Raw genomic sequence first — 24,611 nt, 5'->3', positions numbered from 1 at the left:
TCACGAAGTTACTATTTCTTTCTTTCGGATAAGCCACAATCCTATAAAAGTAATTAATCCGTTAAGCGGTAAAATTTCCCAATGAAATTGATATTTTCCAATAACACTTTCAGGTAAGTAGGTCAGTCCGAAACTAATGGTTATAGCTAATATTGCTACTATCCAAGCATACTTGTCCTTAATTTGATGTTTTGTAAAGATACCGAAAACGAATAAGCCCAACAAAGGTCCATAGGTAAAAGTTGCGAATTTAAAAAGGTTACTTACCACATTACCAGGAAGATAATTGAAAATGATTACTACAATAATCAACAAAAGTGATACACCAACGTGTACTTTTTTGCGTAATGGTATTTGTTCCTCTTTTTGCCGCTTTTCAATACCTAAAAAATCCACGGATATTGATGTGGTCAATGAAGTTAGAGCACTATCTGCACTTGAATAGGCAGCGGCAATCAATCCGATAATAAATACAACGGCTAGGGGTGTGCCTAAATCTTGATTCATGGCAATTTCTGGGAATAGCAAATCGGTTCTGGTTCTGCCATCTACTTCGGGAATACTGATACCTAAATTTTCCGCATAAATGAAAAGTAATGCACCTAACGATAAAAAGAAAAAATTAACAATAACCAGTAATATGGACATCGAAATCATGTTCTTTTGAGCGTCGCCATTGTTTTTGCAGGTGAGGTTTTTCTGCATCATATCTTGGTCTAAACCTGTCATGGCAATGGTTATAAATATACCGCCTATAAAATATTTCCAAAAGTAAGTAGTACTATTTGGGTCGTCAAAAAAGAAAATTCTTCCTTTTTCGGCAAAGGCATCGGTTTGTAAAAACTCTAAATAGGTCCAATCCATTTTATCGTTAATGAGGTAGATTGCCAAACCAACCGCAGAAAGCATCGTTAAGGTTTGCAGAGTGTCCGTCCACACAATGGTTTTAATACCGCCTTTAAATGTGTACACCCAAATCAGCACAATTGAAATGACTACTGTCAGCCAAAATGGAACGCCCATTTGTTCAAATACGATATATTGCATGGCTAGGGCGACCAAAAATAATCGAAAAGATGCACCCGTAACTCTAGAAAGTAAAAAGAAAAATGCTCCTGTTTTATAACTTACCTTACCAAAACGTTGTTCTAAATATTGATAAATAGAGGTGACGTTCATTTTGTAATATAGCGGAAGTAAAATAAATGCAATAAGCAAATAGCCTACTAAAAAACCAAAAACACCCTGCATATATGCAAACTGTTGCCCGCCAATCATGCCTGGTACAGAAATAAAAGTAACGCCAGACAGTGAAGCTCCTATCATACCAAAAGCCACTACGTACCAAGGCGATTTATTATTCGCTTTAAAAAAGGTTTCATTGGTAGCTGACTTTCCTGTAAGAAAAGAAATCAAAATTAAAACACCAAAGTAGCCAGCAATTAAAAGGAGAATATGAAAAGGTTGCATAAGTTAGTTTTAATTATAGAATACGAATATAAGGTTTTTTTAGTTTGATGTTTCGAGTTTTGAACTGAGAATTTCTAGTTTAATTTTTATAAATTAGCCACCATGAATTTTTCTTCAAAACTATTGGAAAATGCTGTAAATGAAGTGTCTCAATTACCTGGAATTGGTAAGCGTACAGCTCTTCGTTTAGTGCTACATTTACTAAAGCAACCTAAAGAACGTACAACTTATTTAACGGAGGCTTTACAACATTTAACGGAGAAAGTTAAGCTGTGCAAAAGGTGTCATAATATTTCTGATATGGAGATTTGTGAAATTTGTGCCAATAACAATAGGAACGAAACGGTAATTTGTGTTGTTGAAGATATACGTGATGTGATGGCTATTGAAAGTACAGCTCAATTTAGAGGAATGTATCACGTATTGGGTGGAAAAATATCGCCAATTGAGGGTGTTGGCCCTCAAAATTTGACTATTGACAGTTTGGTATCTAAAGTACGAGAAGGTACAATTAAAGAAATTATTTTTGCCTTAAGTCCAACCATGGAAGGCGATACTACCAATTTTTATATTTACAAGCAATTGGAAGATTTAGATATAAATGTTTCTACCATTGCCAGAGGAATTGCTGTAGGTAATGAACTGGAATATGCCGATGAAATTACCTTAGGGAGAAGTATCTTAAATAGAATTCCTTTTGAGGGGAGTTTGAAACAGGGGTAAAATCGATAATTAAATTCCAAATTAAAATAATTTTGTATCTTGTTTTAAATTTAAATCCGAATTATGGAATATAAAATTTCAAAAATGAACAAAAGATCAGTTGTGATACTATCAGCTGTTGCTGTAATTTTATTTGCAGGAGAAATAGCTTATATGATAGGTAGAACCGTTGGAAACTGTTAATTTTTATTTTATGAATTTAGAAATACACCACGACCGTCAAAGAGATTACCTAGATAGTGTTAATGAAAAGTTTAAGAAGAAAATACTTGATATTAAAAATAGTGATTTTTTAACATCAAAAAATAAAAAACTAAGGGTTAAGGCTGTAAAAAGGCTGTTTTTAAAAGAAAAGAAAGAGACGAATTATAATAATTTTTTAATATTATGAAGAAAATATTTGACATCGCCCTTTCAATATTAGTAATTGTGGTAGCAATTCTTAGTCTAATGCATATAGATTTTCCGGGAAGAAGAATAATCATTTATGTTGGGCTAGTCTATTTTTTAGTTGAATATGTTCGGAAAATTAGACTTAAAAAGAAAGAGGTTTAGATTGACTATTTGTCCATCACAAAAACTCTTTTATTTTTATCTCTCTAAACTCCACTCCTTGTCCTTCTGCTTGCAAACCAATATAACCTTCGGTTAAGGGTTTTCCATCAATTTTAATTTTAGGGTCAAAACCATTGGCTGTTCCGCCACCTATTTGGGGCTTAGTATATTTTAAGACCTCTTTTCCATTTACTTTATGTATCACTAAGGAGTCACTATAAACAATTAACTCTCCTTTTACCCACTCATTCCATTTATACGTTTTAGAAGTAGATTGCACACAATGCCTTGGATCCATTTTGTCATCAACAAAGACTTCGGTTCCAGGTGAGCACATATTACCAGTTGGTCTGCTCACTCCTTCTGTTTCTTCAGCTAAGATTTGGTATTCTACAGAAATGGGCCAGTTTTGCTCTTTTAAAATGGTTTTAGGATCTTGAGAATGAAACATAACACCACTATTTCTATAGGTATATGATGCTGCATCTTTCATCCATTGGTCTGTAAAACGATATTCAAACTTTAAATGATACGATGAAAACGATTTGTTGAAAAAAAGGTGTCCATAACGGTCATTAAATTCGGTATAGCCGTCATAGTTAACTTGAATAGCACCATCTTTTACTCTAAACGTGTTGGCGTAATTATCTCCAAGATCGTGATGATAAAATTTAGGCACCCAACCTTCTAAATCCTTACCATTAAAAAGAGATTGCCATTGCGGCTCTTTTTTAGTATTCTTATTACTACAAGAAATAACACCAAAAGCGATTACAGCAAGTACCAGGTTTTTTAACTTAAGCATTGAATCAATATTTTAAATTATTCAACTAATTATAATAGTCTTTTTCTCCTGTCAATTTATGACTGGTCTTCTTATTCTTTATCCCAATTTTTCTTATCTCTAATTCTTTTATAGAGTTTAATTCCCAACATTAATAAAACAGAAACGCCAATTATACCTAACGTACCAAAAACCCAGCTCAAAGAATTTTTTAACACTACTAAAAATACGATAGCAAAAAGTAGAATGGTAGCCACTTCGTTCCAGATTCGTAATCCAAAAGCTGAATATTTTAAATGTCCTTTTTCAACTTGATTGACCATATGCTGGCAGGAAAAATGATAAAGATATAACAATAATACAAAACCTAATTTAATCCACATCCATGTGGTTGATAGCCAAATAGGTTGATTGTAAAGTAACCAAGAGGCAAAAATAAATGTAAGGATTGCTGAGGGCCAAGTTATAATGTACCACAGCCTTTTTATCATCAGTTTATACTGTTTTTGCAGTATGCCCTGTTCCAATTCAGGCTTATCTTCGGCTTCTTTGTAGTAAATAAATAATCTAATAATATAAAACAGCCCTGCAAACCATGTGGTTATAAAAATAATGTGTAATGATTTGAGGTAGAGGTAGTTCACTTTTTAAAAATTTGATTAACGAACAACGATTAACGATTTTTGACTTTTGAATTATTGTTTTTTGATGTCTTTATGCTTGTAACAAAAATTGAAATCAATTGGTTGTTTTCATCCAACACTTCTTCCATTTTATTTTGATTCCCTTTATAAAGGTTGGCTTTATCTATAATGCGTAAACAATTATAACTCTCTCTTAGTTCTTTTAAACAAATTCCCATTTTATGAACAAAATCTTTTGGTGATTCGGCACTCCTTGCTTCGCCGTAATTTAGAGCAGATGCTCCAGAAGATCTAATCAGTTGATTTCCATAATAATTAGACGCATAACTGGTTTTAAGATTGTCACAAATGTTAATAATAAGAACCGAAAAATTAATAACTCTATTTTCTAAATCGCTTGTTTTCATAAGTAATTAATTCTTAAATTGTTGAAAAATTCATCAATCAACACTCGTTATTCGTTAATCTCCAGTCAAAGTGTAACCGGCTCACCAACCCATTCATTAACCCAATTTACCATTACATCAACCCAATCGTCATTATCGTTTAGACAGGGTATGTGTTTGTATTTTTCACCTCCAGCACTTTTAAACTGATGTTCGCCTTCCATAGCAATTTCTTCTAGCGTTTCTAGGCAGTCCGCTACAAAAGCAGGTGTAATTACTGCGAGATTTTTAATGCCTTCTTTAGCCAAACGTTCCAATTCAAAATCGGTGTAAGGCTTTAGCCATGGGTCTTTTAATAATCGTGACTGGAAAGAATCGCTGTACGTTCCTTCTTTGAGCCCCAAAGTTTTTACAATACCTTTTGTGGTTTCAAAACATTGATGTCTATAACAGGTTCTATGTGCTTTTGAGCCTGTATTACAGCAAGAGTCATCTATTTTACAATGCGAATTTGTAGTATCTGATTTGTAAATATGCCTTTCGGGAATACCGTGATAGGAAAACAAAATATGGTCGTAATCGAAATCTGATAAATGTTGTTTCAGATTGCTGCTCATTACTTCAATATAATTAGGATGATTGTAAAACGCAGGTAGCACATCCATTTTTATGGTGGGATAGTTTTTTCTATTGATTTCCTTAGCCTTTTCTACTACAGTTTCAAATGAAGACATAGCATAATGAGGGTATAACGGTACTAATAAAATTTCTTGAATACCTTTACGCTCTAGTTCGGCAATACCCTTTTCAATGCTCATAGAACCGTATCGCATTCCCAAAACAACCGGAACATCGAGTTTTTCGGCCACTTTTTTAGCAAAACGCTCTGAAATTACCACCAAGGGCGATCCTTCTTTCCACCAAATTTTTTTATAGGCCTTGGCAGATTTTTTTGGTCGCGTATTTAAAATAATACCTTTTATCAGTAAGTATCTTTTCCATCGTGGAATGTCAATAACACGTTCGTCCATTAAAAATTCATCCAAATATTTTCTAACATCCTTTACTTTGGTACTATCTGGAGAGCCAAGATTGACTAATAAAATTCCTTTCTTCATTGATGACAAATTGGCTTACAAAAATACAATTATTCGTTAAATTTCCGCTTAAAAAGTGTAAATCAAAAAGATTTTTGAAAAAATACCGTTAACTAACTGATTGGTACATTTTACTCATTTTGAATTTGCCATCTTCAGCTTAATAAATATATTTATGCTTTATTAGGATTTAACCTCTTTCAGTTGTTGTATTATTAATAATGCCTTATTGCATTACACTATAAAAATTAGTTTTTAACCGACTAAATAGCTCTAAAAGAACATATTAATAATTTCCCCCTTAAAACAGGGGTTTAATTGATTGTAGTAATCAATATGTTTGTAAAAAATAAATACATGAAAAAAATCATTCTTATATCCTTAATGTTTTCTTTTACGGTGCTTTCCGCACAACAAAAATATCAAAGCCTGCTTTGGAAAATATCAGGGAATAACCTTGAAAAAGATTCTTATTTATATGGAACCATGCACGTAAGTAGTAAAGTTGCTTTTCGTTTAGACGATGTTTTTTACAAATCGTTAGAAAAAAGTGAAGTTGTGGCTTTAGAGTCTGATCCCACAGAATGGCTAGAAAATAGTTACGAAATGATAAATGCAGGAATGTCTTATTACGGTGGTCGTAATTATTATAATAAGGATTTTTATGCCGTTTTATTTGAATTGCCCTTTCCGCAAAAACTAGCCCTTAGAAGTGCTATACGTGTAGACAATTCATTGGTTAATAATTACCTGTACAGAAAGCAGCTGGGTTCTGATAATTTTGAAGAAGAAACATATTTAGATATGTTTATCTATCAAGCGGGTAAAAAGAATCATAAACCAGTCGTGGGTCTTGAAGATTTTAACGAATCGCGTTATTTGGTTACAAAGGCAAGTTACAATGCCATGAAAAAGCAACAAGACACGTGGTTGCGAAAGCTGTATGAAACAAAACCAATGTATACACTTACAGAAGATGCGTATAGAGATAGAAATTTAGATTTACTGGATTCTATTGGTGAAGCTACAAATACCGAGCATTTTAGAAAATACATGTTATACCAGCGGAATGAAAATATGGTTAACGTTTTAGACACACTAATGAACCGTAAATCTGTTTTTACGGGTATAGGTGCGGCACATTTGCCTGGAGAAAACGGAGTAATAGAAATGCTGAGAAGAAAAGGATATACCGTTACTCCCTTAAGCTCAAGAAGAACTTCCGTGGCAACGACAATGAAAAATAAATTGGAATCAACTTTTGTTGAGCCAACATTAAAAAAAGAGTCGACCCCAGATAATTTTTTAAGTATTCTAAGTTTTGATAAGTTATTAGAATTGAATTTTTTTAATCAAAAATATTATGTTGCTACCGATATGGCCAATGGCGGATATTTGGCAATAACAAGAATGAACACTTTTGATTATCTAAATACAAACGGAAGTACTAAAATTGATTTGGACGACATCGACCATTTACTGTATGAAGACATTCCAGGAAAAATCATCAAAAAAGAACTATTAACCTCGCCTTATCCTGGTATCAGCATTTTAAACAAAACCAAAAAGAACGACTATCAGAAATACCATATATACAAAACACCATTAGAAATAGTAATCATTAAGTTAGGTGGTAAAGGCGACTATGCTTTAAAACATGCCGATTCCGTTTTTAACTCGATCGTTTTCCGACCGATTTCAAATAAACATATTGAGTTTTCGCCAAGTTTTGGAAAGTACTCGATTAAAATACCGGAAAATTACAGTTCAGAAAGTTTTGATATTGCAGGTAAAAACTTGATTCATGCCTATGACGATAACGGATATTACTTTTTGCAAGAAGTACCATTGCACGATGTTAATTATATTGAAGAGGATCAGTTTGAAGCAGAATACATACACAAAGCTTTTTATAAAAACTTAAAATTAAAACAAGATCACGGAAAAGATATTTCTAATAAATATGCTACTTATCAATCTGAAGCTATTTTAGATTCTGTAAGCAATGTGAAGCTAGCCTTAAAAAGTATTGTTAAAGACGAGATTTATTATTTATTGGGTTATGTTGGAAAGGATACAACCAGTGGTATTAATTATTTTAATTCATTTACACTAAAAGATATTATTTATAAAGATGAATTTAAACAAGTACAGGATACTGCTCTTTACTTTACGGTAAAAACAAATACCAAACCACCATTTCCTATGAATTTTTACGGTGGAGGCGTAAAAGAGAAACCTTACCAAGCAAAAACAAAAACTACGCAATACAGTTCTAAAACCAATGAGAACATTAGTATCAAGCGAACTAAATATCACGATTTACAAATGTTCGCCAATATTGATAGTTTATGGAGTGATGTAGATAAATCATATGCCTACAGATTTAAGTTGACAAACAAACAAAAGAAAAAGGAAAATGGGCTTTATACCTATTCTTTTTTGGCAAAAGACAGTTTAAGTGCAAAACGTGTTAGAATAAAAAACATACTTAAAAAAGGAGTATTGTTTGAACTGAAAACTATGGAAGACAGTTTAAGCACTTCCTCAAAATTCGTTGAAACTTTTTACAATACATTTATCCCTTTAGATACACTTTTAGGCAAGGACGTTTTTGAAAATAAAGTTGGCGATTATTTTAAAGCACTTAAAAATAAGGATAGCATTGCCGACAATGCTCATTATCTGATAAATTTTACAGAAAAAGATGTTGATGCAATGATTTCTATGTTAAAAACATATAAATTCTCTAAAGACGAAAAATATGCTAAAGGATATATTATACGTGAATTGTCGGACTTAAAAAGTGAAAAAACATCACCATTTTTAAAGCAGTTATACATAGAATCATATAGCGAACCGGAAACGCAGATTGATATTATAAAAGCATTAATCGATAAGAAAAACAGTGAATCATATCAGTTGGTATTGGATTTATTGGAGAAAGATTTTCCAATAGGTAATTATTCAATGAATACTATTTTTGATAGCCCGTATAAAAAAGATTCTTTACGTTTAAAAAAGAAATTGTTTCCAGAGCTTTTAAAATACTCTAGCATAAGAGAATATAAAAAACCAATTTATAGCTTATTGTCTAGACTTAAAGATAGTAGTTTAATTAAACCAAAAATTTATAAAAAATACAAAGCACAACTTTTAAATGATGCTAAAATTGAATTAAAACGAAGCCTTACCGATCGAAATTCATACAGCAATTCCAACGCTACTGAATCGTTATTGGGCTATTATGTTAATCTATTATACCCTTTTAAAGAGGATAGTAATATTAAACAATTCTATTCTAAGCTTTTAGAAAGTAACGATGTAAATGCCTTGAGCGATTACTATGTATTGTTAAAGTCCGAAAGGTTATCCATACCAAAAAAATTGAACGACAAAACGATCGGTAAAATAGAAAATATTAGTGTTTTGATTGATAAGCTGAAGGTGAACAAGCTATTGCCAAAAGTTTTAGAAACTGAAGAGTTTCAACAAAAATATGCTCAATCCAAGTTATTTTCAACTGCCTATTATGATAAAGAGAAAGATAAAATTTCTTTCTTTAAAAAAGAAAAGATAATAATTGATGAGAAAACTATAGATGTGTATTTTTTCAAATTGAAAAATCTGAATGATTATGGCAACACAGATTGGTTGTATTATATTGCTTTTGAAAAGAAAGATACTAGCATAAAAACAAAGCCCTATTATATAACGGCAAACAGGGGCGTCATGTTAAACGATACTAAAACTGATAATGAATTGGTTAAGGAGGCATTGAATTTGATTAAGTATAAAAAGAGAAAGCGATTGAACCCTAATCAATATAACGATATTTCTGCAGGTATTCATTATTAATTTCCTGTTCTTTTTCAATGGAATTCATGAATCTTCGATTTCAGGGTCGTTTTCAATAATATTGAAATCATCAAATGGTAATGAGATGCTGAAACGAGTTCAGCATGACGAGTAATATTCAAAATTTATCTAATTGATTTGTAATTTCATAAAGTGCAATAGCTAAACTGTGAATTACATTCATTGAAGAGTTTTTTCCATACATGGGGATGGCAACACTTTGGTCTAACAAGTTTACATCAGAAATTCCGTTTCGTTCACTACCTACTATTAGAGCTGTTCTAGGATATTTTTTAAAATCAAAATCTTGAATTTTTTTGCTCTTATCGGTAATTTCAAGACCAACAATAAAAACCCCGTCATTTTTAAGGTTTGATATCAGCTTGTTAAAATCGCCATATCTTTCATGTTCAATTTGATGTATTGTATTTCTTGCTGTTTTTTTAACTTTTCTGTTTTCTAAACCTATCGAATTCTCGTGAATATATATCTTTTCAACGCCAAAAGATTCTGCAATCCTAAAACACATTCCAATATTTTCGGGTGTTCTAATTGCATCACAAACAATGGTTATCGGAAATTTCTGTTGCTTGTTGTCTATTTCGTTATGGGTAAGTTGTTTCATTAGGCGTTTTCTTTTACGTCTGAGTAGAAGTCCTTCCCTTGTGGAAGGATTTAGTCCTGATGGCTATCGGGAGGGCTATTTTTTATACTTCTTCGGTGTCGTCCCGTATTTTTTCTTAAAAGCGGCTATAAAATGGCTGGAGGTACTATAACCAACTTTTAAACCCACCTCATTCACATTGTATTGATTGGTTTCCAATAATTTACGAGCTACCTCCATCTTATAGTCAAACAAAAAGCTATACACGGAATCACCATATATTTGTTTAAACCCTGTTTTAAGTTTTTTTAAATTGAGTTCTACCTCATTGGCCAGATCCTGTAAACTTGGAGGTTCCGTCATATTGGCAATAATAATGTCTTTCGCTTTCCTGATTTTAAGTACATTTTGTTCATCTACTAAAAAAGGGCATTGTTCAATGTCTGCTTCTCCGCCATGATTAAAATATAGGCTCAGTAATTCATATATTTTACCTTTTAAATACAACTTTTCAACTGAACTATTTATGTTAAAGTTTACCATTTGATTAAGGACAACAGATATTGCTGGAGATATCGCTTTAGTATCGTAGTATTTTTTGCCCCTGTTGTCATCGGTTAAAAAATGAATAAAATCTGCTTCTTCTGAAAATAGCGAATGGAATTTTTTTATGGATATAAATAGTGATATAACCCAAGATTTTGCGGCTAGTTCTAAATTTAGGGGTAAATCGGTTTGAGGATTGTAGAGTAATAATGAATTTTCATCAGCTACATCAAAACTGTAATTACCATTGTTAAATAAGAATTTTGAAGCTCCTTTTAAACAGAAATGAAATTGAATATAACTACTGTCTGTTCGGTGGGTAACTATTTGAATATCATTGCTTTCATTTTGAGATTTTAGCAACAATATACCAGACTCAACTTCATTTTTTTGTAGAGAACTTTTGGCGTTATTTTTTAACATAATTTTAGGCATCTGTTAAAATTTTATTATTTAGAATTGTTCTAAATTGATAAGATTGAAATATCATAATGTTAGCAAATATAGGGTTTATAGTTAATTTGATACTTTAAAAGCAAGTAAAAAACGTATAGCGATATAAAAAACCCTTTTGGCGTTGTTTTTTTTAAGTTACTAATTTTATTTTTGCTTCCGACCTAAAGATTATGCAACGTTATAACATCTCTAAACATCATTCTTTTTATTGTATCGGCTTGAGCTACGAAAAAGCCAATGCCGAAATTCGGGGTCGTTTTAGTTTAACTGAATCAACTAGGCTAAATTTATTAAAAGAAGCTTCAGAAGACGGTATTGATGAAATTATTGTTATTTCTACATGTAATAGAACCGAAATTTATGGCTTTGTTGCACACCCTTTTCAACTAATTAAATTGCTTTGTAAACATTCAAACGGAACAGTTGAAGAATTTGAAAAAGTGGCATTCATTTATAAAAATAATGATGCAATTAACCATATTTTCCGTGTAGGAACTGGGCTGGAAAGTCAAATTTTGGGCGATTTTGAAATTATTGGTCAGTTAAAAAAAAGTGTATTAGCGTCTAAAAACTTAAATTTATTAAATGCTTTTTTAGAGCGTTTGGTAAATAACGTAATTATTGCAAGTAAACGGGTAAAAACACAAACAGAAATTAGTTCGGGAGCAACTTCTGTGTCTTTCGCTTCTGTACAATTTATCTTAAACACCACCGAGCAAATTTCAAATAAGAATATATTGTTATTTGGAACAGGTAAAATAGGTAGGAATACTTGTGATAATCTTGTAAAGCATACACATAATAAAAATATTACTTTGGTGAATAGAACCAAAGAAAAGGCATTGGAAGTAGCAGGTAAGTTTGATGTTACCGTGGCTGATTATTCCGATTTGAGAAACGAAATCAAAAAAACTGATATTTTAATCGTAGCTACTGGTGCTGAACATCCAACAGTATCTAAAGATATCCTTTCTAAGGATAAGGCGTTGTTGATTTTAGATTTGTCAATTCCTAAAAATGTATCTAATGATGTGCTTGAATTGAAAAATGTGAATTTGGTTCATTTAGATGATCTCTCGCAAATTACTGATAGTACGTTAAAAAGAAGAAAATCACAAATTCCAATAGCCGAAGGTATTATTGAAGACGTAAAAAAAGAATTTAAGGCTTGGTTAGAAACACGTAAATTTGCTCCAACAATAAAAGCCTTAAAATCGCGATTGGAAGAGATTAAATTAGAAGAGATTGATTATCAACGTAAAAAAGTATCTGATTTTAATGAACAACAAGCTCAATTGTTGTCGGATAGAATAGTTCAGAAAATAACGAAGCAATTTGCTAATCATTTAAAAGATAATGATTCCTCCTCCGACGAAAGTATTGCACTAATTTCAAAGGTTTTTCAACTGAATGAATCATAATGGAGAAGGTAATTAGAATAGGCACACGCGATAGTGAACTCGCGATGTGGCAAGCAAAAACCGTACAAGAACAATTAGAATATTTAGGTTATAAGACGGAGTTAATACCGGTTAAAGCCACGGGAGATTTAGTGCAGAATAAACCCATTTATGAAATGGGAATTACAGGAGTTTTTACGCGTAATTTAGATATCGCCATGCTTAATCATGAAATTGACATAGCGGTACATTCATTAAAAGACGTTCCAACAATTCTGCCCGAAGGTATTATTCAAGCTGCAGTATTGAGAAGAGGCCCTTCAGAAGATGTATTGGTTTTTAAAGACAATGAGGAATTTCTAGCTCAAAAAGATGCTATTATTGCAACAGGTAGTTTACGACGTAAAGCACAATGGTTATATCGGTATCCATCTCACAAAGTAGTAGGTTTACGCGGAAATATAAATACACGATTACAAAAAGTAAAGGATAACGAAGATTGGAATGGAGCTATTTTCGCTGCTGCTGGGCTAAAGCGTATTGGTATAAAACCAGAAAATATAGTAACCCTAAGTTGGATGATTCCTGCTCCTGCACAAGGAGCTATTATGATGACAGCTCTTGAAGAAGATGAGTTTACTAAAGAAGCCTGTGCAAAATTAAATCATGAGGAAACGGAAATTTGTACCTCTGTAGAGCGCAAGTTTTTGAATATATTAGAAGGCGGCTGTTCGGCTCCTATTGGTGCACTATGTTACATTAACGACGAAGAAATTACCCTGAAAGGAATTATTTTAAGTGAGGATGGAACTAGTAAGAAAGAAGTAAACAAGACTGTAAAACTAAGGAAGCATAGGTATTTGGCTGAAGATACCGCTGAAATCATCATCAAAAGAGGGGGTAAAAAGTTGATGCCCAATTACGATAAATTTGAAAAGAAGTTCAAAATTTGTTCTACTAAAAAATTAACAGTTTCACAGTCCAAGTTGGTTCATGAAGATATTAGTGTTACCGATAGTGATTTTATTAAAATTAGGTTTAGTAGAATTCCGCAACCAGTACTAAAAAGTGAATTGGAAAATGTAATAATTACCAGTAAGAACACAGTGGAATCATTGGCAACTAATTTTTCTTTGTCCGAGTTACAATTTAAAAATATTTACTGCGTAGGTCGTAGAACCAAAGCATTGGTTGAGAAAAAAATTGGCTCCGTAAAATTGACGGCTAAAAACGCAAAGAAATTAGCCCCACTTTTACTTGAAGATATAAAAAGGAAAGAGGTTACCTATTTTACAAGTAGTTTGCGTTTGGATGAGCTGCCAAATTTTTTAGCAGAAAATGATGTAGAAGTAAATGAAGTGGAGGCGTATAAAACGATGTTTAGTCCACAAAAGGTTAGGGACAATACGGATGGAATTTTATTTTACAGTCCATCTACTGTTCAAAGTTATATTCAAGGAAATGATCCAGTTGGAATTGCTTTTTGTATTGGAGAAACCACAGCATCAGAGGCAAGAAAACATTTTAAAGAAGTGAAAGTTGCACAAGTACCCACAATAGAAAGTGTTATAGAATTGGCAAATTTACACTTTGTAAAATCGCAGTAACATGTATAGAACACGAAGACTTCGAAAATCTGATAACATTCGCAGGTTGGTAAGAGAAACTAAATTATCGGTTGATGATTTAATCTATCCGCTATTCATTGAAGAAGGTGAAAATATCGAAACAGAGATTGTTTCCATGCCAGGAATTAAACGTTTTTCTTTAGATAGAGTTTCAAAAGAGTTAGACGAGGTAGTTAACCTTAATATTCCCGCAGTTTTATTATTTGGTATTCCATCAGAAAAAGATGATGAAGGTAAAGAAACTTGGAGCGATGATGGTATTGTTCAAAAGGCAGTTCGTTTTATCAAAAAGAATTATCCTGATTTATATGTGATTACTGATGTTTGTTTTTGCGAATATACTTCTCATGGGCATTGTGGAATTTTAAAGGATAACGATGTTGATAATGATGCCACATTGGTAAATATTGCCAAACAATCCATATCACATGCAAAGGCAGGTGCTGATATGATTGCCCCTTCTGGAATGATGGATGGTACCGTTGCTATGGTTAGAGAAGCTCTTGATAATTCAGGATTCTCAGATTTACCGATTATGGCCTATTCTGTAAAATATGCATCGGCATATTATGGTCCTTTCAGAGATGCAGCAGATTCCGCCCCAAGTTTTGGAAATCGGAGAAGCTATCAGATGGATGCCGCTAATAGAGATGAAGCAATACGAAAAGCCACTTTTGATGATGCAGAAGGGGCAGATATATTAATGGTAAAACCAGCATTATCATATTTAGATATTATTCGCGATCTAAAGAATAATTTTGATAGGCCAATTGCCTGTTATAATGTAAGCGGCGAGTACGCCATGATAAAAGCTGCTGGGCAAAAAGGTTGGATTGATGAAGAAAGCGTAATGCTAGAAAGCTTATTGTCCATGAAAAGAGCAGGAGCAGATATTATCATTACCTATTTTGCAAAAGAGGCTGCTAAAAGACTTAACTAAGAACAACCCCGAAAGGGTTCTAAATCCTTTCGGGGTTAAAATACTGACAAAGAATGAATTACAAAAATTCAGAAAAACTATATAAAAAGGGACAAAAGCACTTAGTTGGTGGGGTAAATTCACCCGTGAGGGCATTTGCTTCTGTCGGCGGTAATCCGCTATTTATCAAGAAGGCAAAAGGCACAAAAATTACGGATGTTGATGGTAATAACTATATAGATTATGTATTGTCTTATGGCCCAATTATTTTGGGACACAGACATAAAAAAGTTGAAAAGGCAATTAAAAAAGCCTTAAAAAATGGCTATACTTTTGGGGCTTCAACCAAAAACGAAATTAAACTTGCTAAAATAGTTTGTAATGCTTTTCCTGGAATGGATAAAGTGCGTTTTGTAAACTCAGGGACGGAGGCCGTTTTAAGTGCTTTGCGTCTGGCACGAGCTTATACAGGTAAAGATAAAATCATTAAATTTTCAGGTTGTTATCATGGTCATTCTGACGCTTTATTGGTTGCTGCGGGTTCAGGTTTAGCTACGTTGAGTCTGCCTAGAAGCAAAGGAGTGCCCGAAGGGGCGGTAAAAAATACGTTGATTGCTAATTATAATGACTTAAATAGTGTTAAAGCACATTTTGAAAAGCATGATGATATCGCCGGTGTAATTATTGAACCTATTGCGGGGAATATGGGTGTGGTGTTACCACAAGATAATTTTTTAATTAAATTAAAAGAATATTTAGCCTCTAAAAATGCGTTACTGATTGCTGATGAAGTAATGACGGGTTTCCGTTCAAAATTTGGAGGAGTCCAAGAATTATTAGGTGTCGAAGCTGATATTACATGTTTGGGTAAGGTAATTGGTGGTGGTTTTCCGGTAGGAGCTTATGGAGCACGAAATGAAATTATGGAAATGGTGGCTCCTTTGGGTGCTATGTATCAAGCAGGAACCTTAAGCGGTAACCCTATCGCCATGGCTGCAGGAATTGCTACGTTAACCGAATTGAAAAAACAAAACCCATATCAGAAATTTGATGAGGTTGCTGAAAAAATAGAGAACTTTTTAAAAGAGAAAGCAAAAAAATACGACGTTGATATTGAAGTAAATCGTTTTGGTTCAATGATTAATCCTTTTTTTAAGAAAGGCAACGTAACTAATTTTGAAGAAGCACAACAATCCGATACCAAAAAATTTGCTGTATTTTTCTGGGAAATGGTAAAAAATGGTATATTTTTACCTCCCTCGCAATTTGAAGCATGGTTTTTGTCATCAGCTTTAAGCGAAAAAAATCTATTAAAAACAGAAAAAGCAATTGATAAAGCCATGGAAAGCGTGGCAAATAATTTTAAATAAACCGAATGAAACGGTGGGTTTTCAAAACCTGATAAGTTTTAGTCTTCAAGCAGAATAATGATAAAAAACGACTTATTTTTAAGAGCCTTAAAAGGTGAAACTGTTGACCGTCCACCTGTTTGGATGATGCGTCAGGCGGGTAGATATTTACCGGAATTTATAGCTATTCGCGAGAAATACGATTTTTTTACAAGATGTCGTACACCCGAATTGGCAAGTGAAATCACAGTGCAGCCCATCAGAAGATATGGCATGGATGCTGCCATTTTGTTTTGTGATATTTTGGTAATACCACAGGCTATGAATATTGAGGTTGAAATGAAACCGAATTTTGGACCCTATTTACCAAATCCGGTGAGAGACCAAAAGGGAGTTGATGAAGTTATTGTACCTGATGTAAATGTGGAATTGGATTATGTATATAAAGCAATCAAAGCGACCAAAGAATTGTTGGATAATGATATTCCATTAATCGGTTTTGCGGGTTCTCCATGGACAATTTTGTGCTATGTGGTGCAAGGTCAAGGGAGTAAAAACTTTGATAAAGCAAAAGCATTTTGTTTTACACAACCGTTAGCTGCACACCAACTATTGCAAAAAATTACAGATACTACAATAGCTTATTTAAAAGCAAAAGTAAAGGCAGGTGTTGATGTAGTTCAAATTTTTGATTCCTGGGGTGGAATGTTATCACCCACTGATTATCAAGAGTTTTCTTGGCAATATATCAATCAAATAATAGAGGCATTAAAAGATGATGCTCCGGTCATTGCATTTGGTAAAGGGTGTTGGTTTGCATTACATGAAATGGCAAAATCTAATGCAAGTGCCTTAGGGGTTGATTGGACAATCACAGCAAAAAACGCACGTTACTTGTCTGGTGGAAGAATTACGCTTCAAGGTAATTTTGATCCATCACGATTATTGTCCCCACCAGCTACTATAAAAAAGATGGTGCACCAGATGATAAATGAGTTTGGTAAAGATAAATATATTGTAAATTTGGGGCATGGAATTTTACCTAACATTCCGTTAGATAATGCAAAAGCCTTCATTGAAGCTGTTAAAGAATATAATAGTTAATGGATAAATTAGAGTTCATAAAATTAGTAAATAAGGGTAATGCTTGGTCATTTATTCTATTATTTATTAGGCATCCATTAAACTTTATTCCAACTCTATTGGCAACCTATCAAACAGTAAAAGTTTCTGACCAATTATATGGGAAACTACATCATAAAAATAATGTTACCAATGCTTTTAGACATGCACTCTGGAATATTTTAATTGCAAAAAAATGCTCAAGATGGAGAGGAAATACAAGAAAGGCTATTCGCTTTGCCCAAAAAATAACTGATTGGCACGAAGAATTTTCGCCAAATGAGCCGTTAGAAAGAGAAATGGACTCGCACAATAATCATGTTGGTAGAAAAATATTTATTCAAAATGATGAAAGAGAGACACAGCAATTTATTGATGTTTTAATTGAAAAAGTGGCAGACGCCAAACTCGTGTATTCAACTGAGGAGATTAAAAAGAATAGTAATAATTTAGTCTATATTGAAAAACTTGACCATTGATTTTGTAAAATAGTTACTTCATACATGATTAAGAATGTTTTTAAAAGTATTCAAGCTTATACCAAATCTTTCGGATTAATCTCCAAACTAAAACTATGGAAATATTTTTTTATTCCTATTGTAATCAGCATTGTTACGGCTATAATTATCGGTTTTTTAGCTTATGGATTATCAGATAATATTGGGTACTATATTGCGAAAATTTGGAGATGGGAATGGGGCAAAGAAACTTTCACAACCATAAGCAGTGTTATAGGTGGTTTGTCAATTGCTGTGTTGGGATTGATATTGTACAAACACATTATTATGGCATTGTCCGCTCCTTTTATGAGTCCTGTTTCCGAAAAAATAGAAGCTCATTTTTCTGGAGTGGCTTTATCAGACAAACATCATCATAGAAATACAACGTTTAGCAATCAACTTTGGCGAGGTATAAGAATTAATGTTCGGAATTTAGGAAAGGAATTACTATTTACCATTCCAATTTTATTGTTAAGTTTTATTCCTGTACTTAATATTTTTACTACGGCTTTGTTATTTTTAATTCAAGCCTATTATGCTGGGTTTGGAAATATGGATTATACGTTAGAGAGACACTACAACTATAGTAATAGTATAACTTTTGTAAAGCAACATAAAGGGTTGGCAATTGGTAACGGCATCGTTTTTATGTTATTTTTAATGATTCCCATTATTGGAGTAATTTTAGTGTTACCATTTTCGGTTACCGCGGCTTCTATCGGTACTGTTGAACGTATTAATCATAAAACTGATGTTTTATGATTGATCAATTCGACGGTTTTGAAATTAACCCGATACATTCGGGTGACGCTTGGAAAATCTGTAATTTTATGGTGGCAAATGCAGACCGATTACAACGTTACTTTCCAAATACCTTAGCCGAAAACTTAAGCCCTACATTATCTAAACTCTTTGTAGAAAAAAAAGTAAAACAATTTGAGAATAAAGAAGAATTTCTTTTTACATTGAAACATTCAGAAACACGGGAACTTGCTGGGGTTATTTATATTAAAGAATTAGATTGGGAGAAAAAACAAGGAGAGTTTGCGTATTGTATTGGATATGAAGTTGAGGGCCAAGGTTTAACTTCTAAAGCCGTCAAGGCCTTGTCAAATTATGCCTTTGAAACATTAGGTTTAGAAACATTACAAATTATTTCGCATAAAGATAATTTGCCTAGTGTTGGTGTAGCTAAAAAATGCGGATATAAGTGGATTAAAACGCTAATAAAAGAATTTACCCCTCCTGGTGAACAACCTTTAGACATGGAGTTATATGAAGCCCATAATGGACATTTTATGAAAAAAGGATAACGCCAGTCGATTTAAATAGTTCAAACTCGGAAGTTGGAGTTGATTTATTAGAAAAATGATTATGAAAGATAAATTTTACAACTACATAGAAAACTTACAAAATACCATAACCTCAAAGCTAGAAGAAGTTGATGGTAAAGCCAAGTTCAAAGAAGATATTTGGAAACGACCTGAAGGTGGTGGTGGAAGAACTAGAGTTATAGAAAATGGTCACTTTTTTGAAAAAGGAGGTGTAAATATTTCTGCGGTCCACGGCGAATTACCAAAAACCATGCAACAGCATTTTGGCGTTAAAGAAGCTGACTTTTTTGCGTGTGGATTGAGCTTAGTGTTGCATCCTAAAAATCCATTTGTGCCAACGGTACATGCCAATTGGCGGTATTTTGAAATGTACAATAAGCAAGGCGAAATCGTGGATAGTTGGTTTGGTGGTGGTCAAGACCTAACCCCTTATTATTTGTTTGAAGAAGATGCCAAACATTTTCATCGAGTGTGTAAGCAAGCTTGTGATAACCACAATCCTGAATTTTATCCAAAATACAAAGAGCGTTGCGATGAATATTTTTACAATACACACCGTAACGAAGCCAGAGGTCTGGGAGGTTTATTTTTCGATTATTGTAAAAAAACGGACGGAATGTCCATGCAAAACTGGTACAATTTTGTAACCGAAGTGGGCAATAGTTTTTTAGAAGCCTATGTGCCTATTGTAGAAAAAAGAAAAGAATTACCCTACACTGAAGCACAACGCAATTGGCAAGAAATTCGTCGTGGCCGTTATGTGGAGTTTAACTTAGTACATGATAAAGGCACCTTGTTCGGATTAAAAACGAACGGACGTATCGAAAGTATTCTAATGAGTTTGCCGCCTCATGTGCAATGGAAATATAACCATCAACCTGAAAAGGGAAGCGAAGAAGAGAAATTGCTTAACGTATTGCAAAATCCCAAGGATTGGGTTTAAAACTTAGGAGTTTAATAATTTTGACCATAAAAGGGGGTATTAATTTATCAATTTAATACCTTTGCACTACTCTAAATAGATTCTAACAATGGCTAAATTTGAACTGAAATTGCCTAAAATGGGCGAAAGTGTTGCAGAAGCAACCATCACTTCTTGGTTAAAAGAGGTTGGGGATACTATTGAGTTAGATGAAGCCATTGTAGAGATTGCTACTGACAAAGTAGACTCAGAAGTGCCAAGTGAAGTAGAAGGCGTTTTGGTTGAAAAGTTATATGATGTAGATGCCGTTGTAAAAGTTGGAGAAACACTGGCCATTATTGAAATTTCAGGAAATGGAGTAGTTGAAGATACAAAAGTTGAAGTCCCTATACAAGAAGCAAAAATTGAAGAACCACAAGAAGTTATTGAGATTCAAAATTCGATTGCAGAAGTTACAGCTATAAATGAACCTGTTGCTGAGGTTGGGAATTCTCCTTCGGGTAAATTTTACTCTCCTTTGGTAAAAACCATTGCTAAAAAGGAAAATATTTCTATGGCGGAATTAGAAGCCATAATAGGAACAGGGAAAGATAATAGAGTTACTAAAAATGATATATTGGCTTATGTAGCAAATAGAGGAAATATGCCTCAACAAGCTACACAAACCAAGCCAGTTGAAGCCAAAACACCTGCTCAATCTCAAAAAACAACGCCTGTAGCTCCAGTTTCGGTTAATGGACAAGATGAAATCATAGAAATGACCAGAATGGGCAAATTGGTAGCTCAGCATATGGTAAATTCAATACAGACTTCTGCTCATGTACAGTCTTTTATTGAAGTTGACGTTACCAAAATTGTCAATTGGCGTAACAAGATAAAAGACAGTTTCCAAAAAAGAGAAGGCGAAAAAATTACGTTTACCCCAATTTTTATGGAAGCCGTTGCCAAAGCCATTAAAGATTACCCGATGATAAATATTTCGGTGGATGGCGACAAAGTAATTAAAAAGAAAAACATCAATTTAGGGATGGCAACTGCCTTAGCGGATGGCAACCTGATTGTACCCGTAATTAAAAATGCCGACCAATTGAATTTAATGGGCATGACCAAAGCGGTTAACGATTTGGCACAACGTGCCAGAACCAGCCAATTAAAACCAGACGACACACAAGGCGGTACCTATACCGTTACCAATGTAGGCGGTTTTGGTAGTGTTATGGGTACACCCATTATAAACCAACCACAGGTAGCCATTTTAGCTTTAGGTGCTATACGCAAAGTACCTTCAGTTATTGAAACTTCAGAAGGCGATTTTATTGGCATACGTCATAAAATGTTCTTATCTCACTCTTATGACCATAGAGTGGTCAATGGTGCCTTAGGCGGTATGTTTGTAAAACGTGTTGCTGAATATTTGGAGAGTTTTGATGTGAATAGGGAGTTTTAAAATTAACAGAATGTCTCCTCGAGCGGAGTCGAGAGGTTTATCATGAATTTATACTACGTTTATATACTAAAATGCAATGATGGTTTATTGTATACAGGTATAACCAATGACATATCTCGAAGATTAGATGAACATAACTTAGGATTAAATAAATCTAGCTTTACTTACAAGAGAAGACCTGTTGAAGTTGTTTTCCATCAAGAATTCAATGATGTTAATCAGGCTATTTATTTTGAAAAGAAAATAAAAAAATGGAGCGGTAAAAAGAAGTTAGCTTTAGCTAATGGCGATTACGATTTATTGCAGTTACTGGCTCAGTGCAGAAATGAAAGTCATTCGGATAATAAATTAAATGACTGAGGTCTCAACTTAATCCTGTCTTAAGTGTGAGCCGAAAGGCTCGACCTGACAACATTAAAAGGCGAAAATCAAGACACGTTACTTCTGTACTTCTGTCATTCCTTAAGGTATGTCTTCTTAAGTGGAGTCAGAGTGTCTCCTCGAGCGGAGTCGAGAGGTTATTCACTATTCCCGTTGTAATAGGTCTCGACTCCGCTCGACCAGACAAAACTTCTTATGATCATAGAGTGGTCAACGGTGCCTTAGGTGGTATGTTTGTAAAACGTGTTGCTGAGTATTTAGAGGGCTTTGATACGGATAGGGAGTTTTAGTTTATTTAATATAAAATTAGGATTACACTTATCGCTGTTAACTATTTGGCTTTCTTCAACTCCTTCATTTTTTCAGGTATCTTCAGCCCTTTTTTGAAATTTTGAATGTTAGAATGACTCCTGTATTTGGCATAAAGAGTTTTGATGTTAAAATAGTTCCAAATAAATAGAATCAAAGAAATCAAAGCACTTACAATAATGTTTGCTTTTAATACTTTGAAATAGGCGATAGCTTGTTTTAAATTCCAATTAGATTCAAAAAGAATATAAATAATACCAAGAATGAAAATTAAGGCAAAAATAAAGAATTCAATCCATGTTTTTCTTCTCCACTTAGTTAGTTGTTCCGAGTACCAAGTATCCCTTAATATTTCTCTGTTTTTATTCTGTTCAACAAGTAGTTTTTCTTCTAACTCACTCTCTTTGGACTCCTTTTCTTTTAAAAGTGAATCAATATTTTTTGATTTTTCTCGAAATTCATTCTTTGATTTTTCTAGCTCATCTGTTCTTGCTGAAATATTTTTAAATACTTCTTCTAATTTTCGAATTCTTTTTTCTTCAATTGTTTTTTGTCTATTCGCTTCATCTTGAAGTCTTTTTACAAATTCTTCTTTGTCATTTGTCGCCAGTAAATTTAATTCTTCAATATTTTTTAGTTGCTTATTTGTAATTCGTGTTGCAACTCTAATAATATCGGTATCACTAATTTCCTCTTTAGCGTATTTGTGTATGTTGTCATCTAAGTCTCGAATTATTTTTGACTTTGGTAAGTCCTTGCTTAAAGTTAATGAAATAGCTGAAGTCAAACCAATTTCCGCTAAATCGTCTGTGCCTATAGATTTGTTAACTTGTGGGTTACTTAACCATAAAATATTTAATAAATCATCTGCTTTAATTGTTTCTGGTTGAAAACCATTTTTTAAAAAAATTGAATCACCAACTACTGAAGATGAATTATTTACAAACCAAGCATTTACTTTATCAAATTCTTTAATTCTCTTTTTACGTTGTTTGCTTACGTACAGAATTGCTGCAGCATCGTGAAGAGCCGATTTTTTCGAATTCCGAACTTCTTGGAAAACTTTATATAAATCGGTATATTTTGCCTCCCTTTTCAGTTTATCTGTGCTATGTAAAATAGTAATTCCTAATTCAGCTATTGTTTTTTCCAAATTGTCAGCTATACGCTCTAAATCAGTTCTTGATAAATTTCTTCTCTCACAAGCATTATAAACATCTTCTGCATTAATTTTTCTCTGTAAAAAGGATTTGTCAAAATATTCTGCTTTCGCCTCTAATAAATTAATAGTTTCTTCAATTGTATCTTTTAATATGCGAATTTTAAAATTTTGTTGTTGAGCAATTTTTAATAAAGTATTACAAGTATGTGTTGATTCGGGTGTGTTTAAATCGATCAAGCCAATTATAAAATTAGTATCAAGAAGTAATATTATCTCTCTTTTTGCATCATCGGAATTATACTCTATATACCCAGCTATAATTGAACCTATATAGATGTTTTTGATTCTGTCATATATTGTTGGGAATCTCTTAAAAAAATCTATGAATTGTGCTTCTTTAGTATAATCAGCTGCATTTGTTTCTTGACTATGTGATATGTATTTTGAAAGAGTAAATTTATTTTTTTCAATAAAATTGAATATTGAATTACTATTTTCAATCTCCAACTCGGAAGAATTACAAAAATCTTTAAACAAATCTTCCAGTTCATTGATTTCATTTGTTTGAGTTTCAATTAAATCCTCATAATCAGTAAAAGAATATTGATTTAGAGCGAAGGAACCATCTTGATATAAAATGAAATGTTCCATTTCATCTGAATTTATTTCATTGCAAATTTGTGTCAGTATTTTATTTAAGACAGGGATAGGAAAATCAATTTGATAGAGTTTTTCACTTGCCGCTTTTATTTCTAAAATACTTTTTCCTTTAAATATTCCTTCCATATTCATTTTAGATAGGGTTCGCTTAATCAAAGGAATAAAAATATCAATTGGACCTTTTGCCAACGTTCCATTATTTCTAATGTGAGATAATAAACTATATGTAATTGCTCTTTCTTTATTCATTTTTGGGTTTCGGTTTTCACTTTGTACCAGCGAGAAGCTTAAACACTTTTAAATCTAAATTTAGCGACTCGTAGAGCCAATAAATTTAGTTAATATCTACTAATAA

At 33.0% G+C, this 24,611-nt stretch carries 23 protein-coding genes and 1 pseudogene; 16 read left to right on the top strand and 8 right to left on the bottom strand.

What is annotated here, in order from left to right; all coding sequences use genetic code 11:
- Window positions 1-1,470 (bottom strand): sodium:solute symporter, encoded by a 1,470-nt coding sequence (locus tag U5A88_RS10975; protein WP_354206391.1) that lies wholly within the window; start codon window positions 1,468-1,470, stop codon window positions 1-3.
- Between the two features lie 102 nt (window positions 1,471-1,572).
- Between U5A88_RS10975 and recR the strand changes: the two genes are divergently transcribed.
- The 3 genes from recR (at window position 1,573) to U5A88_RS10960 (ending at window position 2,748) form a co-directional block, all read left to right on the top strand.
- Window positions 1,573-2,193 (top strand): recombination mediator RecR, encoded by a 621-nt coding sequence (gene recR, locus U5A88_RS10970; protein WP_354206389.1) that lies wholly within the window; start codon window positions 1,573-1,575, stop codon window positions 2,191-2,193.
- A 193-nt stretch (window positions 2,194-2,386) separates the two neighbouring features.
- The gene (locus U5A88_RS10965) at window positions 2,387-2,584 is read left to right on the top strand and encodes a hypothetical protein (protein WP_354206387.1); all 198 of its coding nucleotides are present in this window, start codon (window positions 2,387-2,389) and stop codon (window positions 2,582-2,584) included.
- On the top strand, window positions 2,581-2,748 hold the full coding sequence (locus tag U5A88_RS10960) for a hypothetical protein (protein ID WP_354206385.1): 168 nt from the start codon (window positions 2,581-2,583) through the stop codon (window positions 2,746-2,748). Before U5A88_RS10965 ends, U5A88_RS10960 begins: the two co-directional genes overlap by 4 nt.
- 16 nt (window positions 2,749-2,764) lie before the next feature.
- Here U5A88_RS10960 and U5A88_RS10955 read toward each other — a convergent pair whose 3' ends face one another.
- The 4 genes from U5A88_RS10955 to hemH all read right to left on the bottom strand — a co-directional run bounded on the left by U5A88_RS10955 (window position 2,765) and on the right by hemH (window position 5,680).
- A complete protein-coding gene (locus tag U5A88_RS10955; protein ID WP_354206383.1) occupies window positions 2,765-3,553 on the bottom strand; it encodes a 3-keto-disaccharide hydrolase in 789 nt (262 codons plus the stop codon).
- A gap of 71 nt (window positions 3,554-3,624) precedes the next feature.
- A complete protein-coding gene (locus U5A88_RS10950; protein WP_354206381.1) occupies window positions 3,625-4,176 on the bottom strand; it encodes a CopD family protein in 552 nt (183 codons plus the stop codon).
- Window positions 4,177-4,205: 29 nt separating this feature from the next.
- Window positions 4,206-4,583 (bottom strand): four helix bundle protein, encoded by a 378-nt coding sequence (locus U5A88_RS10945; RefSeq protein WP_354206379.1) that lies wholly within the window; start codon window positions 4,581-4,583, stop codon window positions 4,206-4,208.
- Window positions 4,584-4,648: 65 nt separating this feature from the next.
- Complete coding sequence (gene hemH, locus U5A88_RS10940) at window positions 4,649-5,680, bottom strand: ferrochelatase (RefSeq protein WP_354206377.1); 1,032 nt, start codon at window positions 5,678-5,680, stop codon at window positions 4,649-4,651.
- 336 nt (window positions 5,681-6,016) lie between these two features.
- Here hemH and U5A88_RS10935 point away from each other — a divergent pair, with 336 nt between their 5' ends.
- On the top strand, window positions 6,017-9,517 hold the full coding sequence (locus tag U5A88_RS10935; protein WP_354206375.1) for a TraB/GumN family protein: 3,501 nt from the start codon (window positions 6,017-6,019) through the stop codon (window positions 9,515-9,517).
- A 118-nt stretch (window positions 9,518-9,635) separates the two neighbouring features.
- On the opposite strand, the gene U5A88_RS10930 is transcribed toward U5A88_RS10935, so the two are convergent.
- Entirely contained in the window at window positions 9,636-10,142 is a 507-nt protein-coding gene (locus U5A88_RS10930; protein WP_354206373.1) for a TrmH family RNA methyltransferase, read from the bottom strand.
- Between the two features lie 75 nt (window positions 10,143-10,217).
- Window positions 10,218-11,090 (bottom strand): AraC family transcriptional regulator, encoded by an 873-nt coding sequence (locus tag U5A88_RS10925; RefSeq protein WP_354206371.1) that lies wholly within the window; start codon window positions 11,088-11,090, stop codon window positions 10,218-10,220.
- Between the two features lie 203 nt (window positions 11,091-11,293).
- Between U5A88_RS10925 and hemA the strand changes: the two genes are divergently transcribed.
- From hemA to U5A88_RS10865, 12 genes and pseudogenes are all read left to right on the top strand, one after another.
- Window positions 11,294-12,544 (top strand): glutamyl-tRNA reductase, encoded by a 1,251-nt coding sequence (hemA, locus tag U5A88_RS10920; protein WP_354206369.1) that lies wholly within the window; start codon window positions 11,294-11,296, stop codon window positions 12,542-12,544.
- A complete protein-coding gene (gene hemC, locus U5A88_RS10915) occupies window positions 12,544-14,130 on the top strand; it encodes a hydroxymethylbilane synthase (protein ID WP_354206367.1) in 1,587 nt (528 codons plus the stop codon). The genes hemA and hemC overlap by 1 nt, the downstream gene beginning before the upstream one ends.
- Before the next feature lies 1 nt (window position 14,131).
- Window positions 14,132-15,091 (top strand): porphobilinogen synthase, encoded by a 960-nt coding sequence (gene hemB / locus U5A88_RS10910; RefSeq protein WP_354206365.1) that lies wholly within the window; start codon window positions 14,132-14,134, stop codon window positions 15,089-15,091.
- A gap of 53 nt (window positions 15,092-15,144) precedes the next feature.
- On the top strand, window positions 15,145-16,440 hold the full coding sequence (hemL, locus tag U5A88_RS10905) for a glutamate-1-semialdehyde 2,1-aminomutase (RefSeq protein ID WP_354206363.1): 1,296 nt from the start codon (window positions 15,145-15,147) through the stop codon (window positions 16,438-16,440).
- Window positions 16,441-16,497: 57 nt separating this feature from the next.
- Window positions 16,498-17,523, top strand: a complete 1,026-nt coding sequence (hemE, locus tag U5A88_RS10900; protein ID WP_354206361.1) for a uroporphyrinogen decarboxylase — start codon at window positions 16,498-16,500, stop codon at window positions 17,521-17,523.
- Window positions 17,523-18,020, top strand: a complete 498-nt coding sequence (locus tag U5A88_RS10895) for a DUF6973 domain-containing protein (protein WP_354206359.1) — start codon at window positions 17,523-17,525, stop codon at window positions 18,018-18,020. The genes hemE and U5A88_RS10895 overlap by 1 nt, the downstream gene beginning before the upstream one ends.
- Window positions 18,021-18,044: 24 nt before the next feature.
- Complete coding sequence (locus U5A88_RS10890; protein ID WP_354206357.1) at window positions 18,045-18,803, top strand: EI24 domain-containing protein; 759 nt, start codon at window positions 18,045-18,047, stop codon at window positions 18,801-18,803.
- Entirely contained in the window at window positions 18,800-19,354 is a 555-nt protein-coding gene (locus tag U5A88_RS10885) for a GNAT family N-acetyltransferase (RefSeq protein ID WP_354206355.1), read from the top strand. Before U5A88_RS10890 ends, U5A88_RS10885 begins: the two co-directional genes overlap by 4 nt.
- Before the next feature lie 61 nt (window positions 19,355-19,415).
- Window positions 19,416-20,318 carry an oxygen-dependent coproporphyrinogen oxidase gene (gene hemF, locus U5A88_RS10880; RefSeq protein WP_354206353.1) on the top strand — a complete coding sequence of 301 codons (903 nt, stop codon included), beginning with the start codon at window positions 19,416-19,418 and terminating at the stop codon, window positions 20,316-20,318.
- 88 nt (window positions 20,319-20,406) lie between these two features.
- Window positions 20,407-21,744, top strand: a complete 1,338-nt coding sequence (locus tag U5A88_RS10875) for a dihydrolipoamide acetyltransferase family protein (protein ID WP_354206351.1) — start codon at window positions 20,407-20,409, stop codon at window positions 21,742-21,744.
- A gap of 42 nt (window positions 21,745-21,786) precedes the next feature.
- Complete coding sequence (locus U5A88_RS10870) at window positions 21,787-22,104, top strand: GIY-YIG nuclease family protein (protein ID WP_354206349.1); 318 nt, start codon at window positions 21,787-21,789, stop codon at window positions 22,102-22,104.
- A gap of 212 nt (window positions 22,105-22,316) precedes the next feature.
- Window positions 22,317-22,415, top strand: a pseudogene (locus U5A88_RS10865) (2-oxo acid dehydrogenase subunit E2); the annotation flags it as partial.
- A 41-nt stretch (window positions 22,416-22,456) separates the two neighbouring features.
- Here U5A88_RS10865 and U5A88_RS10860 read toward each other — a convergent pair.
- Window positions 22,457-24,505 (bottom strand): coiled-coil domain-containing protein, encoded by a 2,049-nt coding sequence (locus tag U5A88_RS10860; RefSeq protein WP_354206347.1) that lies wholly within the window; start codon window positions 24,503-24,505, stop codon window positions 22,457-22,459.
- Window positions 24,506-24,611 lie beyond the last annotated feature (106 nt).

It is taken from the genome of Aureibaculum sp. 2308TA14-22 (genome assembly GCF_040538665.1).
Classification (GTDB): domain Bacteria; phylum Bacteroidota; class Bacteroidia; order Flavobacteriales; family Flavobacteriaceae; genus Aureibaculum.
This window is presented reverse-complemented; position numbering and strand designations above follow the sequence as displayed.

Bases quoted from the DNA above. Each gene is read 5' to 3' on its own strand.
- U5A88_RS10895 (WP_354206359.1), top strand. From the start codon at position 17,523: ATGGATAAATTAGAGTTCATAAAATTAGTAAATAAGGGTAATGCTTGG.
- U5A88_RS10870 (WP_354206349.1), top strand. From the start codon at position 21,787: ATGAATTTATACTACGTTTATATACTAAAATGCAATGATGGTTTATTG.
- hemA (WP_354206369.1), top strand. From the start codon at position 11,294: ATGCAACGTTATAACATCTCTAAACATCATTCTTTTTATTGTATCGGC.
- hemL (WP_354206363.1), top strand. From the start codon at position 15,145: ATGAATTACAAAAATTCAGAAAAACTATATAAAAAGGGACAAAAGCAC.
- U5A88_RS10955 (WP_354206383.1), bottom strand. From the start codon at position 3,553: ATGCTTAAGTTAAAAAACCTGGTACTTGCTGTAATCGCTTTTGGTGTT.
- recR (WP_354206389.1), top strand. From the start codon at position 1,573: ATGAATTTTTCTTCAAAACTATTGGAAAATGCTGTAAATGAAGTGTCT.
- U5A88_RS10875 (WP_354206351.1), top strand. From the start codon at position 20,407: ATGGCTAAATTTGAACTGAAATTGCCTAAAATGGGCGAAAGTGTTGCA.
- U5A88_RS10930 (WP_354206373.1), bottom strand. From the start codon at position 10,142: ATGAAACAACTTACCCATAACGAAATAGACAACAAGCAACAGAAATTT.
- U5A88_RS10935 (WP_354206375.1), top strand. From the start codon at position 6,017: ATGAAAAAAATCATTCTTATATCCTTAATGTTTTCTTTTACGGTGCTT.
- hemC (WP_354206367.1), top strand. From the start codon at position 12,544: ATGGAGAAGGTAATTAGAATAGGCACACGCGATAGTGAACTCGCGATG.
- U5A88_RS10890 (WP_354206357.1), top strand. From the start codon at position 18,045: ATGATTAAGAATGTTTTTAAAAGTATTCAAGCTTATACCAAATCTTTC.
- U5A88_RS10860 (WP_354206347.1), bottom strand. From the start codon at position 24,505: ATGAATAAAGAAAGAGCAATTACATATAGTTTATTATCTCACATTAGA.
- hemF (WP_354206353.1), top strand. From the start codon at position 19,416: ATGAAAGATAAATTTTACAACTACATAGAAAACTTACAAAATACCATA.
- U5A88_RS10925 (WP_354206371.1), bottom strand. From the start codon at position 11,090: ATGTTAAAAAATAACGCCAAAAGTTCTCTACAAAAAAATGAAGTTGAG.
- U5A88_RS10885 (WP_354206355.1), top strand. From the start codon at position 18,800: ATGATTGATCAATTCGACGGTTTTGAAATTAACCCGATACATTCGGGT.
- U5A88_RS10960 (WP_354206385.1), top strand. From the start codon at position 2,581: ATGAAGAAAATATTTGACATCGCCCTTTCAATATTAGTAATTGTGGTA.
- U5A88_RS10975 (WP_354206391.1), bottom strand. From the start codon at position 1,470: ATGCAACCTTTTCATATTCTCCTTTTAATTGCTGGCTACTTTGGTGTT.
- U5A88_RS10945 (WP_354206379.1), bottom strand. From the start codon at position 4,583: ATGAAAACAAGCGATTTAGAAAATAGAGTTATTAATTTTTCGGTTCTT.
- hemE (WP_354206361.1), top strand. From the start codon at position 16,498: ATGATAAAAAACGACTTATTTTTAAGAGCCTTAAAAGGTGAAACTGTT.
- U5A88_RS10965 (WP_354206387.1), top strand. From the start codon at position 2,387: ATGAATTTAGAAATACACCACGACCGTCAAAGAGATTACCTAGATAGT.
- hemH (WP_354206377.1), bottom strand. From the start codon at position 5,680: ATGAAGAAAGGAATTTTATTAGTCAATCTTGGCTCTCCAGATAGTACC.
- hemB (WP_354206365.1), top strand. From the start codon at position 14,132: ATGTATAGAACACGAAGACTTCGAAAATCTGATAACATTCGCAGGTTG.